Here is a 16,915-nt window from a genome sequence, read left to right as displayed (position 1 = left end):
GAAAAAGGCGCGCCTTAACGGTGCGCCTTTTTGTATTTGAGAGTGTAAAACGAGCTTAGAGCGAAACGCCTCTGCGCCCTGCGAGATCGGTAAAGTATTGCCATGCAACGCGCCCCGAACGGCTTCCTCGTGTGGCTTGCCATTCGATCGCCTCTGCCCAGAGTGTGTCCTCGTCAATCTCGATGCCGTATTCCTTGCAATAGCCACGGATCATATCGAGGTACTCATCCTGCGAACATGGATGGAACCCGAGCCACAGACCAAACCGATCCGAGAGCGACACCTTCTCCTCAACAGCCTCAGATGGGTTGATGGAAGAGCTACGTTCGTTTTCGATCATGTCACGTGGCATCAGGTGACGGCGGTTCGAAGTGGCGTAGAACACAACATTCTCTGGCCGTCCTTCGATGCCTCCATCCAACACCGCTTTGAGCGATTTGTAGTGCTGGTCATCATGCGAGAAGCTCAGGTCGTCGCAAAACAGAAGGAAGCGTTCTGACGAGGCGCGCAGCAGTGAGAGCAAGCGGCCAATGCTTGGCAAATCTTCACGCTGAACTTCAACGATCTTAAGGCCAAGCCCCTGGCGCAGAACCTCGGCATGAATGGATTTCACAAGGCTCGACTTACCCATACCACGGGCGCCCCATAGGAGCGCATTGTTTGCCGGAAGCCCGCGTGCGAACTGCAAGGTATTTTCGAGAAGCGTGTCACGCGAGCGGTTGATGCCCACAAGAAGCGACAAGTCCACGCGATTGACGTCTGGCACTGGCGCGAGCCGATCAGGCGCAACATGCCAGACGAAAGCATCCGCCTCGGAAAAATCGGGAGCACCTGCCGGGGCCGGAGACATACGCTCAAGTGCATCGGCGATGCGGCGCAAATCAACGTTATTCATCGGCTGCTTTTCCGTCATCTTTGGTGCCTCGCCCGTCACGCTCGTCTTCTTCGTCGTCATCCTCAAAGGCGCCATCACCGTGGATATCCTCATCCCAAAGACCTTCAGCCTTGAGATAGGCTTCACGCTGTTTCTCAACACGGGAAACAAGCAAGATCGACACCTCATAGAGGCCGTAAACAACTGTGAACAGGATAAGCTGGGTGACAACATCCGGAGGTGTCACAAGTGCGGCAACGAGCAGGATGCCAACGACCGCATATTTCCGCACGCCCTTCAAACCACGCGCCGAAACAAGCCCCGCTTTGCCCATAAGTGTCAGCAAAACGGGAAGCTGGAAACACAGTCCGAATGCCAGAATAAATTTGAGCGACAAGTTCAAGCTTTCGCGCACCGACCCAAGAAACACAGTCCGCAACTCGGAGTCTTCGGTCACTTCACCAACGCCCTCTCCTGTGAGCATCCGCGCAAGTGTTGGGATCGCATCAGAGAAGCCGATAAAGAAGTTCATCGCCAATGGTGTCACCACGTAGTGGGCGAAGGTTGCTCCCAGAAGGAACATTACAGGGGACGCAAAGATAAACGGCAGGAACGCGTTTTGTTCGTTTTTGTATAGCCCCGGCGCGATGAACCGCCAAAGTTGATAGGCAATCACAGGGAATGAAACGGCAAAACCGCCAATCACCGAAATTCGGATCAACACAAAGAACTTCTCTTGTGGCGCAGTGAAGATCAATTGCGGGTTTTCACCACGCGCGCGAAGAACATCTGCGATGGGCTGCGCAAGGAAGTTCAGGATCGGTTCGGCAACAATAAATACCAGAACCATACCAACCAGAAACGCAATAACTGACCGGATTAACCGTGTACGTAGCTCAGTAAGGTGTTCGATTAACGGGGCGGAGCTGTCTTCGACCGAGTCGCTCATGTTGTTTTGCCTGTGCTCTTGGCCTTGGTGGCCTTCTTGGCAGCGGGTTTCGCCGCGGCTTTCGTTTTGGGCGTTGATTTGGCTGCGGGCTTTTTAGCAGCGGTTTTCTTCGCCGCCGGTTTCTTGGCGGCAGGCTTTTTCGCTGCTGGTGTCTTGGCTGGCTTTGCCGCCTCATCCGTTGCCTTGGCCGCATCCTCGGCGGCCTTCGCAGCAGCTTCTTCCGCAGCTTTCCGCTCTAGAGCCTTTTTCGCAGTCGCTTCCTGAATCTTCTTGCTAGCTTCAGTACGCTCTTCAGACAGCTTGGCTGTTTCGGATCCTGGCTTGGCTTTTGCCGCTACGCTTTCGGGTTTGTTGTTGCCCTTATTCTCGCCCGGGCTCCAGTCCTCAAACCGCTTGGCAACGCCATCAAGTTGATCAAGGCCGAGGCTCTTTTTCGACGTCACGTTTTTGAGGTCTTTGGCCACATCAGCAACGCCGGCGGAATCCGCCGCGTCGTTCATAGCCGACTGGAATTCACGCGCCATGCCCCGCGCTTTACCAGTAAACCGGCCAACCGTTCGGAACATTCCGGGAAGGTCTTTGGGGCCGACCACGATCAAGGACACAACCCCGACCACAAGCAATTCGCTCCAGCCGATATCAAACATCAGGACATCCTAACAATCTGGAAAAGATCAGGCTTTGTCTTTTTCAGACTCAGGGGTTACGTCGCGCGCAACATCTGCGGTGTCTTCCAGTTCTTTCTGACCTTCATTGATGCCTTTTTTGAAGCTGGTGATGCCCTTGCCAACTTCGCCCATCAGGGACGAGATCTTGCCACGGCCAAACAAGACCAAGACAACAACAGCGATCAGCAGCAGACCCGGCAAACCAATATTATTCAGCATTTTCTTTCTCCCAAGACAGGGCAACGCGCCCCGCCGTCATAGTTTCCCTACTGTATCTATTGGTTTGAGGCGGGGTTTCAAATACCCAATCGCACCGATTTGTGATGTTTTTACGCAGAATCCCCCGCTTTGTTGTCGCAGGGCAAAGAATTCGGCGTGATTTTCAGCAAACAACAGGGAATTTACCCGCAACAAGCGAGCGGATGTCGCTTGCGGCACCTTGGCGTGAAGAGCATGAAAATGCCGCAGACGCTATTTTTGGCGTCACTCCGCGTTGAACACAAAGCACCGGTCGCGACGGATCATAAGCCAAAGCGCGGTGCCGACACGCGGCAAAAACACCGATGGAACCGTTGCACGCAGCGTAGAGCCGTCATAATCCATTTGAAACTCAACAATGCTTTCACGGCCCATAAAGCGTGCTCGTGTCACAATGCCACGCGCTGGCGTTCCGTCGATCGAGGTTGGGTTCGGCCCCTTGCCGCCGCGATCAAAGTCAATGCGCAGGTGCTGTGGTCGAATTGCAATATCAAGCATCGTGTCATCAGGTTTACCCGGAGCGAGGAACTGACCAAATGGTGTCTCGCAGAGCGCGCCTTTAACTTTCCCGCGTATCACATTGATATCACTAAAGAAGCGCGCAGCCTCAAGATCAACGGGGCGGTTATAGATATTGTAGGGCGCGCCCAATTGTACGATCTCGCCATTGCGCATCAGCGCGATTTGGTCCGCCATGCGCATAGCTTCGTCAGGCTCATGCGTAACCAGCAATACCGCCGCTCCTTCTTCTTTAAGAACCGCGAGGGTTTCATCGCGGATATCATCACGTAGGCGGTTATCGAGGCCGGAAAACGGCTCGTCCATGAGCATGATAGACGGTCGCGGCGCAAGAGCGCGGGCGAGCGCCACGCGTTGCTGCTCGCCGCCAGAGAGCTCGTGGGGGTGGCTATCAATGAAATGCAGCAAACCGACGCGGCCGAGCAATTCCTCGACCCGCGCGCGGGTTTCGTCTTTAGGACCATCCAACCCGAAGGCAACGTTCTGCCCCACAGTCAGATGGGGGAACAGTGCAAAATCCTGAAACATCAGCCCGATCGAGCGGCGTTCTGGAGGGACGCGATAAACCGTGTCGCAGACAAGTTTATTGTCTACATAAATTTCACCGGAATCCTGCATATCCACGCCCGCGATAATCCGCAGTGTCGTTGATTTTCCGCACCCCGACGGCCCGAGAAGGCAGGTCACCTGACCCGGCATCACTTTGAGCGACACGTTATCTACAACCCGTCGCCCACCAAATTCGCGAACGATGTTTCGTATCTCTAGGCGTGGCGTTTGAGAATGAAGTTGCGCGTCCGGATTTTCGCGCGTGAGAGGCTCTGCCGTTTCTGAGCCAGCGGGACTAGCAATAGTGGATACCTGCGCACCCGTAGCAGAATGCAGCAGATCTTCAGAAGCAATCGAGTCCGAGGAAATCTTTTGATCTTTGGTCACGTGCGCGCCTTATCCGATATAAACGGTCAGAATGATCCGCAATCCTCGGGATAGCACCCCCCCCAGACCTCGGCAACCCCGACGACCTGCTTTCGGCACACGGTTGCACGGTATGGCCGCAGAGAACACTTCCCTGCGGCCAAATAGGTATAGTTACATTGTCGAGTTCATCGCGCCGCCATCAAGCAGCACATTCTGGCCGATCATGTTGCCTGCGTACTGGCTGCACATGAATGCGCAAGTCGCGCCAAACTCTTCGGCAGTACCGTAGCGGCGCGTTGGCAAAGTTTCCGCACGTTGCGCTGCAGCTTCCTCAACTGAAATGCCCTGAGCATCGGCCACACCTTGGTCAAGACTCGCAGCGCGGTCTGTTGCGTGAATTCCGGGCAGCAAGTTGTTAATCACAACGCCATGCGGCGCAACCTGACGAGATGTCCCCGCAACATAACCAGTAAGTCCTGCACGCGCTGAGTTTGACAAACCAAGTACCGCAATCGGAGATTTGACCGATTGGCTGGTGATGTTGACAACACGCCCCCATCCCTTCTCGATCATCTTGGGAAGCAGCGCTTTCATCAACGCAATCGGTGTAAGCATGTTAGCGTCGATCGCTTTGATGAAATCCTCGCGCTCCCAATCGGACCACATTCCCGGAGGCGGACCGCCCGCGTTTGTTACGAGGATATCAACATCGGCAGCTTCCGCGAGGACCTTATTCCGCCCTTCTTCGCTCGTAATGTCAGCCGCAATTGCCACGACATCCACGCCATATTTGTCGCGCAGTTCCTGAGCAGTTTTTTCGAGCGGCCCTTCGGTACGCGCGTTCAGTACAAGATTAACCCCCTCTGCAGCCAAAGCTTCGGCACATCCGCGGCCAAGACCTTTGGATGAAGCACACACCAAAGCGCGCTTGCCTGAAATTCCCATATCCATTGCATTCTCCTGTCTGAATTCCGCGTTAATGTAGCATAGTGATGACTGGGTTAAACCGTAAGTTGTCGGCCGCTCCAAAATCTTATGCTTAATAAACAACACGCCTCATTTTTTTGAGATTAACGCTACGTAAACCCTAAGTTTTGACGGTGTTTGGCCTTAATGTCGCCATGTGAAAAGACATATTTAACGTGTCGGGTCGTAAACTCTCAAGAGTGTGTATGTACGACGCGTAAGTTTCTAAGTATGTGGTTCACCGAGTAAACGGTATCTAAGGATTAGAATATGAAGATTGCCTCCATTACCCCGCCTCAAGTCAACACCCGCGGCGCGTATCAGGCAACTTCACGAGATCTTCCAAGCCAATCATTCATCGTATATCAATCAATCGAATTCATCGCGGTAAGCGGTGTGAATTACAATGAGCCCTTCGCTGATGGCGCCGCTCTTTGTCTTGATGATGAATACAAGCTGGTCAAAGGGTGCGCACCGGTCGAGATCGAAATCGGCATGACGGATCAGGCCACATTTACGATCTCCGAAAAGCAGTCAGCGACAGGCCGGAAGGGCCAGATTTTTCTCGACAGCAAAGTTACTCTAATGACATCAGATGCAGATTGCGTAGAGGCGCTCGTACTTGCCGAGGTAAATCCGGCCAACATGATGCTCGAGAATATTTTCATTCTTCCGTTCGCTCCCCTACTTGACGACAAAGAGTATCGGCTGATCGAAATCCACCGTGAAGTTGACGTCGAGGACCTCATCGCCAATACCGCGAACTCTCAGGCGCGCAGAGCACGAAACGCCGAGCGCAAAGGCGCCGCTCCTTCTGGTCGACTAAACGAAGCGCCGCAAAATCGGTCGATTGACACAGTTCCGAATTATGTACTCGCGTCGCTGCGGGATATTCAGTCCACAAGCAGTTTTAAAAACTAGTTTCAATCAACATCTATAGCCCTATTGCCATGGCCTTAGGGAATAGATTTGCATTCAACAGGCGCTACATGTGTTCAGGGCTGCAACACCCCATTGCGCGGCCATTCGCACGCGAGTATACCGCCGCCATGACAGAGCAACTTTCCATAAAGTCCGATCTCCCCAAAGAGATTGCGCGCCGCCGCACATTCGCGATTATTTCCCACCCAGACGCAGGGAAAACCACGCTAACCGAAAAGTTCCTTCTTTTCGGTGGCGCTATTCAGATGGCTGGCCAAGTGCGCGCGAAAGGCGAAGCGCGCCGCACGCGCTCTGACTTTATGCAAATGGAAAAAGACCGCGGCATTTCCGTTTCCGCCTCGGCCATGTCGTTTGATTTCGGCCCCTACCGATTCAATCTGGTTGATACCCCCGGCCACTCGGATTTCTCCGAAGATACCTATCGTACGCTGACCGCTGTTGATGCCGCCGTTATGGTGATCGATGGCGCGAAAGGGATTGAGAGCCAGACGCAAAAACTCTTTGAAGTTTGCCGCATGCGCGACCTGCCGATCCTGACATTCTGTAACAAGATGGACCGAGAGAGCCGCGACACGTTTGATATCATTGATGAAATCCAAGAGAACCTTGCAATCGATGTAACGCCGGCAAGCTGGCCGATTGGGATGGGCCGCGATTTTCTTGGCTGTTACGATATGCTTCGCGACCGACTTGAGCTCATGGACCGTGCGGACCGGAACAAGGTCGCCGAGAGCATTGAGATCAAGGGTCTTGATGATCCTCTCCTTGAAGAACACGTCCCAGCTGACCTGCTCGAAAAACTTCGTGAAGAAGTCGAGATGGCCCGCGAACTTCTGCCTGCGCTTGACCACCAAGCGATGCTCGAAGGCACAATGACGCCAATTTGGTTTGGCTCTGCGATCAACAGCTTTGGTGTTAAGGAGTTGATGGACGGTATTGCCAACTATGGCCCAGAGCCACAGCCCCAATCCGCCTCACCACGCCCTGTTGCACCGGACGAGAAGAAAGTCGCGGGTTTTGTTTTCAAGGTGCAGGCCAACATGGACCCAAAACACCGCGACCGCGTGGCCTTTGTCCGCCTTGCATCAGGGCATTTCAAACGCGGCATGAAACTCACACATGTCCGCAGTAAAAAGCCGATGGCAATCAGCAACCCTGTCCTCTTCCTCGCAAGCGATCGCGAACTGGCCGAAGAAGCATGGGCAGGTGATATCATCGGGATTCCAAACCACGGCCAATTGCGCATCGGCGACACATTGACCGAAGGCGAACAAATCCGCGCAACCGGCATCCCAAGCTTTGCGCCCGAACTCCTGCAAGGCGTACGTTCTGGCGACCCACTCAAAGGCAAGCACCTCGAAAAAGCTCTCATGCAGTTTGCAGAAGAAGGCGCGGCAAAAGTCTTCAAGCCAACTTTTGGCTCGGGCTTCATCGTCGGCGTTGTCGGCGCACTCCAATTCGAAGTCCTCGCCAGCCGGATCGAAATGGAATATGGCCTTCCCGTTCGTTTCGAGCCGAGCCAATTTACATCTGCCCGTTGGGTTGCGGGCGAGAAAACCGCTGTCGACAAGTTTGAAGCTGCCAACAAACAACACATCGCGCGGGACCATGATGGTGACATCGTCTATCTGACGCGTCTACAGTGGGACATCGACCGTATCGAGCGAGACTATCCAGACGTGAAGCTGACAGCTACGAAAGAGATGATGGTATAGGGTATGAGGCCAAGCAAACACTATCTCAGGGCTGCGGAGCTTTACATCAAGCTTCTGTTCAAAAAGAACGAACCATTCGATCCCCCCGTTCTATATGACCGTGAGAAGAAGTTTGCTTACCTTCCCGTGCCGAAAGCGGCGAACACCCTTTTCTAGCCCCGATTTCAGTACCGTTGAGATGGTTCGATCACCTCGAAAAACAAGGTTTTCTACGTCCGAAGGAACTTCGGCTTTGTAATCGTCAAAAGTTATAACAAGAGCAAGAAACAAACATCTTACCCGAGGAACTCGGGCTTTAAAAAATGAAACACATAGGCCCAAGGCACCATTTATTTCTTTCTACTTAGGTGGAAGATATTCTCTCCATAGATTGGCGAGTTCGCAGGAAAAGCGTAAACTGTCATCGGGAGAGAATCTTTTAGAAGTCGGCTTCCAGGATGTCGTAGTTCCAGCGCAATGCGCATGCCAAAACTCAAATCTTGCTATCTTTGCTAAATTTTCGAATCGACCACCTACAGCATGCACATCCCACCCCAACCGGCTCAGAAAACTATTGGGATTTGCGCACCACTTACGATGACACGACCCCGTTGTAGATGTAAAAACGTGCTCTCGGTGCGGCGATGACTGCTTTACCTCCGAGCCAGGAAAAACCCACTTACCAGGAAATGAGATTGCTCCAATTGGGTTTTGCCGCGTAGCCCTGAAAATACTCCTACTTTTCCCCATAACTAACTCGTCAATGTCGACATTCAATACCGCTGGAGACAGAGCCAGAATATCTCGACGCGCAATGTTCAGCATTGAGATTTGAAAGTACTTATACTTGATTGACGTACCTGAACGAGCAATTACTCGTCCATATTTGAATGGCGCCTTAACGACGAGAAAACTGCTCAAACCAGAGACATTTGAAAGCGTGTCAGCAATGTCATGAACGGAATACGCGTCCGAGCCATTATCGAAAATCACGACTGCTTCGGCGCGGTGACGCAACACATGATAACTCACCCAGTCACCGATCCAATCCAAGCTGTTATTTTTATTAACACAAACTAACGAGTTGCGCTTTCCAATCAAGTTTGCTGCGGAAGGTCGAGGAAAGTACTCAATTTTCTGATTATTTATAATAAAACTTAGTTTCGCGCCCCGAGCCCACGGCACTTCTACTAAGTCACAGCGTGGAGTGCTGCCTAGAGGTAATATAGTTCGTTTTATACTCCCGACTGGCGTGTCATCAATTCTTATTGAGCTAGAAAACAGCTCCCAAAAACTGCCAAAAAAAGGTGCTGTAAAAAGTAGTTTTCGTCCGCAAGGTGATACAACGCAATCGTAAAATAGCGTGGTGTCATCAAAGTGCACAAGTTCAGGATGACCTAAAAACAGCTCCAGATTGGGGATAACTCGACGTTCATCTGTAAACAACGAGATATCAAATGAAGCTAGGTCAATTACGTTTGTACTCTCCATCTACTTTCCTTGGCCGTTTCCAAGACAAGCGTCCCATTGATTTGCGACCGCTTCGCAAAATGTCAGGTCATTGTTCTTCTTGAAGCGACGCGACCATGACTTCCACGATGTTGTCGTCCCGGCGCAGTGAACGTGCCATTCATTTCGCGGCCATACGCGCCCTAAACCTTCAAAACGCGCTCCAACAGCATGCACATCCCAACCAATTCGGCTCAACAACCCATTCGGTGTAGCACACCATTTGGGCTGTGCAAAATAGCGTTCGGGGAGGTACACATTTGCATTGTGCGGAAGGGGTAAATCGAGCTTTGGGTCCGGGAAAACCCATTTTCCACGTGTCGAAACCATTCCGAACGGACTGCGACAGGCCACATCAAATATGCTTTTTTTGCCCCGCATAACCATCTCGTCGATATCAATGCTTAAAACCGCTCTGGATTGAGCAAGAAAATCGCGGCGCGCGAGGTTGAGCATTCCGACCTGAAAGAACTTGGTATTCAGCTTGAAAGGTTTCTTTAACTGCCGACCGTATTCAAACGGCGCGCGCACAACGGCGCTTACGTCAATACCGTCAACTTCCGCCAAACAAGCGCTAATATCTTCAAGGCGATAGGCATCAGAACCGTTATCAAACAGCACCACTGCGTCCGCACCGTGGGCATTGGCATGGAACTGCGTCCAATCCCTGATCCAACTTAGATCATTGTTTTTGCTTACACAAAGTAGCGCATTCCGTCCTTTGAACGCGTTAGCTGCCGAGCCTCGTGGCGTAATCGGAATCGATTGACCGTCAATAACAAAGGAAAGCTGGCTGCCCTCTCTCCACGGCACTTCGACCAGTTCACAACGGGGCGAATTGGTGCGCGGAATTGAAACCCGTTTAAGTCTTGAAACCGGTTCACCATCGATCCGAATGCCAGCCCTGAATACATCCCAAAAACTGCCGAACAATGGCGCAGTAAAGCGCAAAGATTTCCCGTCTGGTGACAAGACGCAATCATAGAATAGTTGTGTCGCGTCAAAATGTTTGTAATCAGGATTGTCGCGAAACTCCGAAATGCCTTCAATCTCACGACGTTGCGTGGAGAACTCAGCGAGGTTCAAGTCAACCAGATCGTAAATTTGGTGGTGCTGCATTCTTCGCCCCTCTTAGTTGGACGCCCGCTACCATAGGCAAACATCCGAAACAAGGCCGGCCAAGTTCAGAAGGCTAGGTGAAAATTAGCCACTCAGACCGTAAAAACAGGCGATATATTTAACAATTTCAGGCAAATACTGCGCTCAAGTTGACCCAGAGCCCGATCTGGGCTATTGGATTGGCGCATCTGCATGCTGCAGAGACCACCGCCGGGACGCTCTGGAACTCTGCGTCCCTCAACCTTACGGTCCGATACCGTAAATGATGGACATACATGACTAAATTCTCAGATTTGAAACTTGATCCCAAGGTTCTCAAGGCCGTTACGGCCGCCGGATATGATACTCCGACCCCAATTCAGGCGGGTGCGATTCCCCCTGCTCTCGAAGGACGCGATGTTTTGGGGATCGCGCAAACAGGTACTGGTAAGACTGCGAGCTTTACGCTGCCGATGATTACCATGCTGTCAAAAGGCCGCGCGCGCGCCCGTATGCCGCGTAGCCTTGTACTCGCCCCCACACGTGAGTTGGCCGCGCAGGTTGCGGAAAACTTTGACATCTACGCAAAGGGGACGCGCCTGACCAAAGCATTGCTGATTGGCGGCGTATCTTTCAAAGAACAAGACATGCTGATTGATCGCGGCGTTGACGTTTTGATCGCAACACCTGGTCGTCTGCTTGATCATTTCGAGCGCGGCAAGCTGCTCCTCACGGGCGTTCAGATCATGGTTGTGGACGAAGCAGACCGGATGCTTGATATGGGCTTTATCCCCGATATCGAACGCATCTTCAGCCTCACGCCATTTACCCGCCAAACACTGTTTTTCTCGGCCACTATGGCACCGGAAATCGAGCGGATCACCAACACATTCCTATCGGCTCCTGCCAAAATTGAAGTGGCACGTGCCGCGACGACGAGCGAGAATATCGAGCAAGGCGTTGTGCTGATGAAGCCAAGCCGTAAGGATCGTACCGCTAAGGAAAAACGCGATATCCTGCGTTCAATTGTGGAGCAAGAAGGCGAAGGCTGCTCAAACGCCATTGTTTTCTGTAACCGCAAGCGCGATGTTGATATTGTTGCTAAGTCTTTGAAAAAGCATGGCTATAACGCAGAGCCAATCCACGGCGACCTTGATCAATCCAAGCGTATGGAAGTTCTTCAAGGCTTCCGCGATGGAGATCTTCGTTTCCTCTGCGCATCAGACGTTGCTGCGCGCGGACTTGATATTCCGGCCGTGAGCCACGTGTTCAACTTCGACGTTCCGAGCCATGCCGAAGATTACGTTCACCGTATTGGCCGAACAGGTCGCGCGGGGCGGAAGGGCAAGGCATTCATGATTTGCTCGCCTCAAGACGAGAAGAACCTCGCTGATATCGAGAAATTGGTGAAGCAAGAAATTCCACGCCTAGAAAACCCGATTGCTACGCCTGTGGAAGAGGCAAAGGATGCCTCCGAAGAAAAGCCGAAGCGTGGTCGTCGTCGTAAGAGCGATAAATCTGAAGAGACCGCGGCGAAACCTGTTGAAGCAAGTGACAACAACGCAGCAACAGAAACAGTGCAGACAGAGAAAACTGCTTCTGAGAAGTCTGACAAACAAAAAGACAATCAAAGCGACAACCGTAGCAAAAAGCCTGCTCGCGAGTCCCAGCGTGGCCGTGGCCGCAACGACAAAAACCGTGGAGATAACGGCGTTGTCGGCATGGGCGATCACATGCCCGGCTTTATTGCGATGAGCTTTGACGAGCGCCGCGCGGCAAGCTAACACACTCAATCAGCAAACAAAAAAGGCAGCCGCATTTGGCTGCCTTTTTTGTTTTGTACGCTGGGATCGTTTAGTTTTCGAGCAAACGGCTCACAACAACGGTAACTTCTGGCTTTTTGCCAATCTCGTCCTGTGCGGAACGACGCGCTGCTTTGCGGATTTGGTCTTCAATCTTGTCATCATCCGCCAAAGTTTTGGCGTCCATCCGCATTAGCACGTGACCAAGATCGGTTTCGACAACATCAACAAGTTCTGCATTGCTTCGCCCAAAGCGCGGTAGGCCCATGATCTCGACCCATGGATCGCCGAGCGGAGAATCCTCTTCGTCAATGATAATGCTCACCATGATATGCCCATTCAGAGCCATGCGAATACGCTCGCGCACAACGCCATCCAAAGCGCCGATCTTCACCGATCCGTCAAGATAGGTGCGGCCTGAATCGATATACTCTACGACCTCAGGACGGTTGCCCGAGAGATTGATCATCATACCATTTACTGCAACAACGCTCGCCAGCCCCTTTTGTTCGCCGAGCTTTGCGTGTTGGCGTAAGTGGCGGTGCTCGCCGTGCATCGGGATGAGCATCTGAGGTTGCATGATCTCGTGAACCCGCTCCAGATCAGGGCGGTTGGCATGACCGGACACATGGTAAAGGCCACCGTCGTCATCAACGATATCAACACCCATTTCAGAGAAAGCGTTCATGATATTGATCACGCCGCGTTCATTGCCGGGAATGGTCTTGGACGAGAAGAGAAGCAGATCGCCTTCTTTCATCGACATTCCAAGGTATTTACCGCGTGAAAGCTGCGCAACCGCTGCACGGCGCTCGCCCTGCGATCCGGTGGCCAACAGCATGAGGTTCTCGCGCGGTATGTCGCGCGCTTCTTCAACGGGTACAACCGTTGGGAAATCCTTCAAAATACCGGTCTCGACACCTGCCGTCACCATCCGCCGCATAGCCCGACCAAGCAAAACAACAGAGCGCCCTGCCCTGTGGCCTGCTTCAGCAAGCGTTTTGAGGCGCGCAACGTTACTGGCGAACGTCGTCGCCACAACCATGCCCTTGGCCTCTTTTACGAGCCGTTCAATCTCTGGGCCGACCGTTTTCTCGGAGCGGCCTGCTTTGGGCGAAAATACGTTGGTTGAATCACAAACCAGCGCCTTCACGCCAGGTTTGGCGATTTCAGCCCAAAGCTCTGGGCTAAAGGGCTCGCCAATAATCGGAGTTTCATCCAACTTGAAATCGCCAGTGTGAACAATCCGCCCTGCTGGCGTATCAATTACAAGACCAGAACTTTCAGGAATGGAGTGCGCAACGGGCATGAAGCTGACCGCAAACGGGCCTGCTTCAACCACTTCCGGATAGGGCGAAACCGTATGAACCTCTTGCGGATCAGCGCCCTGCTCTTCCATTTTGCGGCGGGCGTGGTGGGCCGTAAAGGCGCGCGCATAAACCACGGGATGACCAAGCCGATGCCAAAGATGCGAAAGGCCACCAATATGGTCTTCGTGAGCGTGGGTGATGAAAACAGCTTCGATACGCTCTTTGTTTTCCTCAAGCCACGTTACATCGGCCATAATCAGGTCTACGCCTGGCGTGCTGTCCATATCAGGGAACGCGACGCCGATGTCGACGACGATCAACCGCTCCTTGCCCTTGGGGCCGTAGCCGTAAACATAGGTGTTCATGCCGATTTCACCGGCACCACCAAGCGGAAGATAGATCAGACGGTCTCTGCTCATAAAGCGGGGTTTTCCTTGTTATATTTATGTATGACCGTCAAACCATGCATGGTGAGATCATCTTCGAATTTGTCAAAAAGTGCATGCCCCTGTTGAAACAGAGGTGCTAGTCCGCCGGTCGAGATAACCCGCATCGGGCGGTCTCGTTCGGCTTTGATCTGTTCGCATATCCCGTTCACGAGGCCAACGTAACCCCAAAAAACACCTGACTGCATACAGGCGACCGTATTGGTACCTATGACATTAGCGGGTTTGGTGACGTCCACATGGGGCAAAGCAGCTGCTGCTTGGTGCAATGCTTCGAGGCTGAGATTGACCCCGGGCGCAATCACACCACCGATATAGGCACCATCGCTGGCCACCACATCAAAGGTTGTTGCAGTGCCAAAATCGACCACGATCAAGTCACCGCCATAGAGATCGTACCCAGCAACCGTATTCACCAAACGATCCGGCCCAACAGCCGTTCCCGCATCTACGCGCACATCAACCGGAAGCGCACATTCTGGTTTTCCAACGACCAGCGGGCGCGTGTTGAAATATCGGTCAGCGAACACACGCAGGTTAAACACGACGCGCGGCACGGTTGAGGAAATGATGACTTCGGTGATCGTCACGTCCAGTTTTTGCATCTGCATCAGCGTAGAAAGCCAGACGTAATACTGATCGGCGGTGCGCTGATGCTCGGTCGAGGCGCGCCATGTGGCAAGAAATTTCTCGCCGTCCCAGATGGAAAACACGGTATTTGTATTGCCGCAATCAATCGCCAGAAGCATTCAAGGCCTCCTAAAAGAAAACATCCGCAGCCGGAATCGCCATGCGCCCTGCCGCCGTTACGAGGATCAGGTTGCCACGTTCGTCCACAGTTTCAAAGGTTCCATGCCATTCCTGATTGCCGGTACGGGCCCGAATGGTTTCGCCAAGGCGTGCAGCTCGCGCCAACCATGCCTCTCGGATTGGGGCGAAGCCGTAAGTTTGGAACTGTTGCTCATATTTGTCGAAAGCGACGGCAAGTAGGTCAAGAAACTCCTCTGGCGTCACCCGAACACCGGTCTCAGAGACGAGGTCAACCGGCGGCACCGCGCCCGCTTCGACCTCATCCTTGCCTGGCGCGCCCACCAAGTTGACACCCACACCGATGAATAGCTGTACGTCTCCGCCTTGTGCGGCAGCGCTTTCAAGCAAGATGCCCGCAAGCTTTCCCCCATTGAGCAGCACATCATTCGGCCATTTAAGCGCGAAAGGCGCGGTCCGCCCCGTAGCCGCAACAAGGGCATCATAGAGCGCAAGCGCGGTGACAAAGCTTCTTAGAGCGACAGTTTCAGGCGGGTCAGGTAACCGAACTGCAAGCGTTGCGGCAAAATTGCCCTTTGGCATTGCCCATGCACGGCCTCGCCGACCGCGCCCCGCTGTTTGCATATGTGAGAGGATCCAGGTCGGACCAGCGAGGCCAGACGCTTGCCGCGCGGCCTCGCTCAATGTGCTGTCACACGTGGCAAGTACCTGACGCCCATATCCATGGGGCCAGTTTGCCGTTGGATTAGTTGACAAGGGCAACCGCGGCGGCTTTGGCCATAGCCTCAACGCCGAACATATTCACAATGCCAAGCACCATTACCGCAGCAGACACCATCAAAACGCCCCAAAGTACAGGAGATGTCGGGCGGTCTAGCGGATCAGTTTCCTCACCGAAGTACATGTAGTACACGATGCGCAGGTAGTAGAAGGCGCCGATCACAGACGCAATCACACCGGCAACAGCGAGCCAAACTAGCCCACCCTGCACAGCGGCATTCAGCACCCAGAACTTACCGAAGAAGCCGAGCATTGGTGGAACACCAGAGAGGCTGAACATCAGGACAAGAAGCGCCAGCGCACGTAGGGGCTCGCGAGTGGAGTATTGGTTCAGGCTCGCAATATCGGTTACAGGCTTGCCGTCTTTCTCAAGCGAAAGAATGAACGCGAATGTACCGAGGTTCATGGTAACGTAGATCGTCATATAGATGAGCATCGCCTGAACACCGGTTTCTGTTCCGGCGGCAAGGCCCATAAGTGCAAAACCCATGTGAGCGATGGAGCTATAGGCCATCAGGCGTTTGATGTTCTTTTGGCCAATCGCGGCGATCGAGCCAAGGAACATCGACAGCACAGAAATCAATGCTACGATCTGGCTCCAATCTCCGACGGTAGCACCAAAGGCATCAAACACAACACGTGCAAAGAGTGCCATCGCGGCCACTTTCGGAGCAGTGGCGAAGAACGCCGTGATCGGTGTTGGCGCGCCCTCGTAAACATCCGGTGTCCACATGTGGAATGGAACGGCGGAAACTTTGAACGCGAGGCCCGTCATGATGAACACGAGACCGATGAGCATTCCGATTGGCAGGTGCTCGCCCTCAACTGAGGCAACGATATCAGAGAACAACGTTGTGCCGGTATAGCCATACACAAACGACGCCCCATAAAGCAGCATCCCTGAGGACAGCGCACCAAGAACAAAATATTTCAGACCTGCTTCAGTAGATTTCACCGATGTCCGGTTCATGGAGGCAACCACGTATAGCGACAGGGACTGTAGCTCTAGGCCGACATAAAGTGCGAGAAGGTCGCCCGCGGAGACCATCATCATCATCCCGACAACCGCCAAGGCGACAAGGATTGGATACTCAAAACGCAGCAGGTTCTGCTTTGCGAGGTAATCCTGACTCATGATAAGGATCAGCGCCGCAGAGAATAAGATCACAACCTTGGCAAACCGCGAGAACGCGTCGTCCACAAAGGCCCCGTTAAAGGCAGTTTGCGCGCCGTCTCCGGCAACCGCAATCCAGAGGCCAAGCACCGCCATCAAACCCGCCGTTGCCCAGAGGATCAAAGGCGCAGCTTTGTCCTTGCTGGTATAGACGCCAAACATCAGGAGGCCCATGGCCGAAACGGCGAGGATCAGTTCCGGAAGAACAGTGGAAATATCTGCAGAGAGCATCGGACCCAC

15 protein-coding genes are annotated in these 16,915 nt (G+C 53.1%); 3 read left to right on the top strand and 12 right to left on the bottom strand.

What is annotated here, in order from left to right:
- Positions 1–55 precede the first annotated feature (55 nt).
- The 6 genes from OU789_RS05025 to OU789_RS05000 all read right to left on the bottom strand — a co-directional run bounded on the left by OU789_RS05025 (position 56) and on the right by OU789_RS05000 (position 5,137).
- Positions 56–895 carry an ATP-binding protein gene (locus OU789_RS05025; protein WP_274653843.1) on the bottom strand — a complete coding sequence of 280 codons (840 nt, stop codon included), beginning with the start codon at positions 893–895 and terminating at the stop codon, positions 56–58.
- Entirely contained in the window at positions 888–1,823 is a 936-nt protein-coding gene (gene tatC, locus OU789_RS05020; protein WP_274653841.1) for a twin-arginine translocase subunit TatC, read from the bottom strand. Before tatC ends, OU789_RS05025 begins: the two co-directional genes overlap by 8 nt.
- On the bottom strand, positions 1,820–2,470 hold the full coding sequence (gene tatB, locus OU789_RS05015; RefSeq protein WP_263953537.1) for a Sec-independent protein translocase protein TatB: 651 nt from the start codon (positions 2,468–2,470) through the stop codon (positions 1,820–1,822). The genes tatC and tatB overlap by 4 nt, the downstream gene beginning before the upstream one ends.
- Before the next feature lie 27 nt (positions 2,471–2,497).
- Positions 2,498–2,710, bottom strand: coding sequence for a twin-arginine translocase TatA/TatE family subunit (gene tatA / locus OU789_RS05010; protein WP_263953538.1), 213 nt, complete (start codon positions 2,708–2,710; stop codon positions 2,498–2,500).
- Between the two features lie 264 nt (positions 2,711–2,974).
- Positions 2,975–4,030: an ABC transporter ATP-binding protein gene (locus OU789_RS05005; protein WP_274654520.1), complete on the bottom strand. Its 1,056-nt coding sequence runs from the start codon at positions 4,028–4,030 to the stop codon at positions 2,975–2,977.
- A 327-nt stretch (positions 4,031–4,357) separates the two neighbouring features.
- Positions 4,358–5,137 carry an SDR family oxidoreductase gene (locus tag OU789_RS05000; protein ID WP_274653838.1) on the bottom strand — a complete coding sequence of 260 codons (780 nt, stop codon included), beginning with the start codon at positions 5,135–5,137 and terminating at the stop codon, positions 4,358–4,360.
- Between the two features lie 285 nt (positions 5,138–5,422).
- Between OU789_RS05000 and OU789_RS04995 the strand changes: the two genes are divergently transcribed.
- Together OU789_RS04995 and OU789_RS04990 are read left to right on the top strand one after the other, a co-directional pair.
- Positions 5,423–6,073, top strand: coding sequence for a hypothetical protein (locus tag OU789_RS04995; RefSeq protein ID WP_274653837.1), 651 nt, complete (start codon positions 5,423–5,425; stop codon positions 6,071–6,073).
- A gap of 128 nt (positions 6,074–6,201) precedes the next feature.
- Entirely contained in the window at positions 6,202–7,809 is a 1,608-nt protein-coding gene (locus OU789_RS04990) for a peptide chain release factor 3 (RefSeq protein ID WP_274653835.1), read from the top strand.
- A gap of 339 nt (positions 7,810–8,148) precedes the next feature.
- Here the strand turns inward: OU789_RS04990 and OU789_RS04985 are convergent, their stop codons facing one another.
- Both OU789_RS04985 and OU789_RS04980 read right to left on the bottom strand, forming a co-directional pair.
- Positions 8,149–9,279: a hypothetical protein gene (locus OU789_RS04985; protein ID WP_274653833.1), complete on the bottom strand. Its 1,131-nt coding sequence runs from the start codon at positions 9,277–9,279 to the stop codon at positions 8,149–8,151.
- Positions 9,280–10,416, bottom strand: coding sequence for a hypothetical protein (locus tag OU789_RS04980; RefSeq protein ID WP_274653831.1), 1,137 nt, complete (start codon positions 10,414–10,416; stop codon positions 9,280–9,282).
- A gap of 275 nt (positions 10,417–10,691) precedes the next feature.
- On the opposite strand from OU789_RS04980, the gene OU789_RS04975 reads away from it, so the two are divergent.
- Positions 10,692–12,179: a DEAD/DEAH box helicase gene (locus OU789_RS04975; protein ID WP_274653829.1), complete on the top strand. Its 1,488-nt coding sequence runs from the start codon at positions 10,692–10,694 to the stop codon at positions 12,177–12,179.
- Positions 12,180–12,249: 70 nt separating this feature from the next.
- On the opposite strand, the gene OU789_RS04970 is transcribed toward OU789_RS04975, so the two are convergent.
- From OU789_RS04970 to nuoN, 4 genes are read right to left on the bottom strand one after another with little or no spacing between them, the layout of a single operon-like run.
- On the bottom strand, positions 12,250–13,926 hold the full coding sequence (locus OU789_RS04970; protein ID WP_274653827.1) for a ribonuclease J: 1,677 nt from the start codon (positions 13,924–13,926) through the stop codon (positions 12,250–12,252).
- Positions 13,923–14,702 (bottom strand): type III pantothenate kinase, encoded by a 780-nt coding sequence (locus OU789_RS04965; protein WP_263953545.1) that lies wholly within the window; start codon positions 14,700–14,702, stop codon positions 13,923–13,925. The genes OU789_RS04970 and OU789_RS04965 overlap by 4 nt, the downstream gene beginning before the upstream one ends.
- A gap of 10 nt (positions 14,703–14,712) precedes the next feature.
- Positions 14,713–15,477, bottom strand: coding sequence for a biotin--[acetyl-CoA-carboxylase] ligase (locus OU789_RS04960; RefSeq protein ID WP_274653825.1), 765 nt, complete (start codon positions 15,475–15,477; stop codon positions 14,713–14,715).
- Complete coding sequence (gene nuoN / locus OU789_RS04955; RefSeq protein ID WP_274653823.1) at positions 15,467–16,906, bottom strand: NADH-quinone oxidoreductase subunit NuoN; 1,440 nt, start codon at positions 16,904–16,906, stop codon at positions 15,467–15,469. Before nuoN ends, OU789_RS04960 begins: the two co-directional genes overlap by 11 nt.
- Between the last annotated feature and the right edge of the window lie 9 nt (positions 16,907–16,915).

The organism is Halocynthiibacter sp. C4 (assembly GCF_028823805.1).
GTDB lineage: Bacteria > Pseudomonadota > Alphaproteobacteria > Rhodobacterales > Rhodobacteraceae > Falsihalocynthiibacter > Falsihalocynthiibacter halioticoli.
This window is presented reverse-complemented; position numbering and strand designations above follow the sequence as displayed.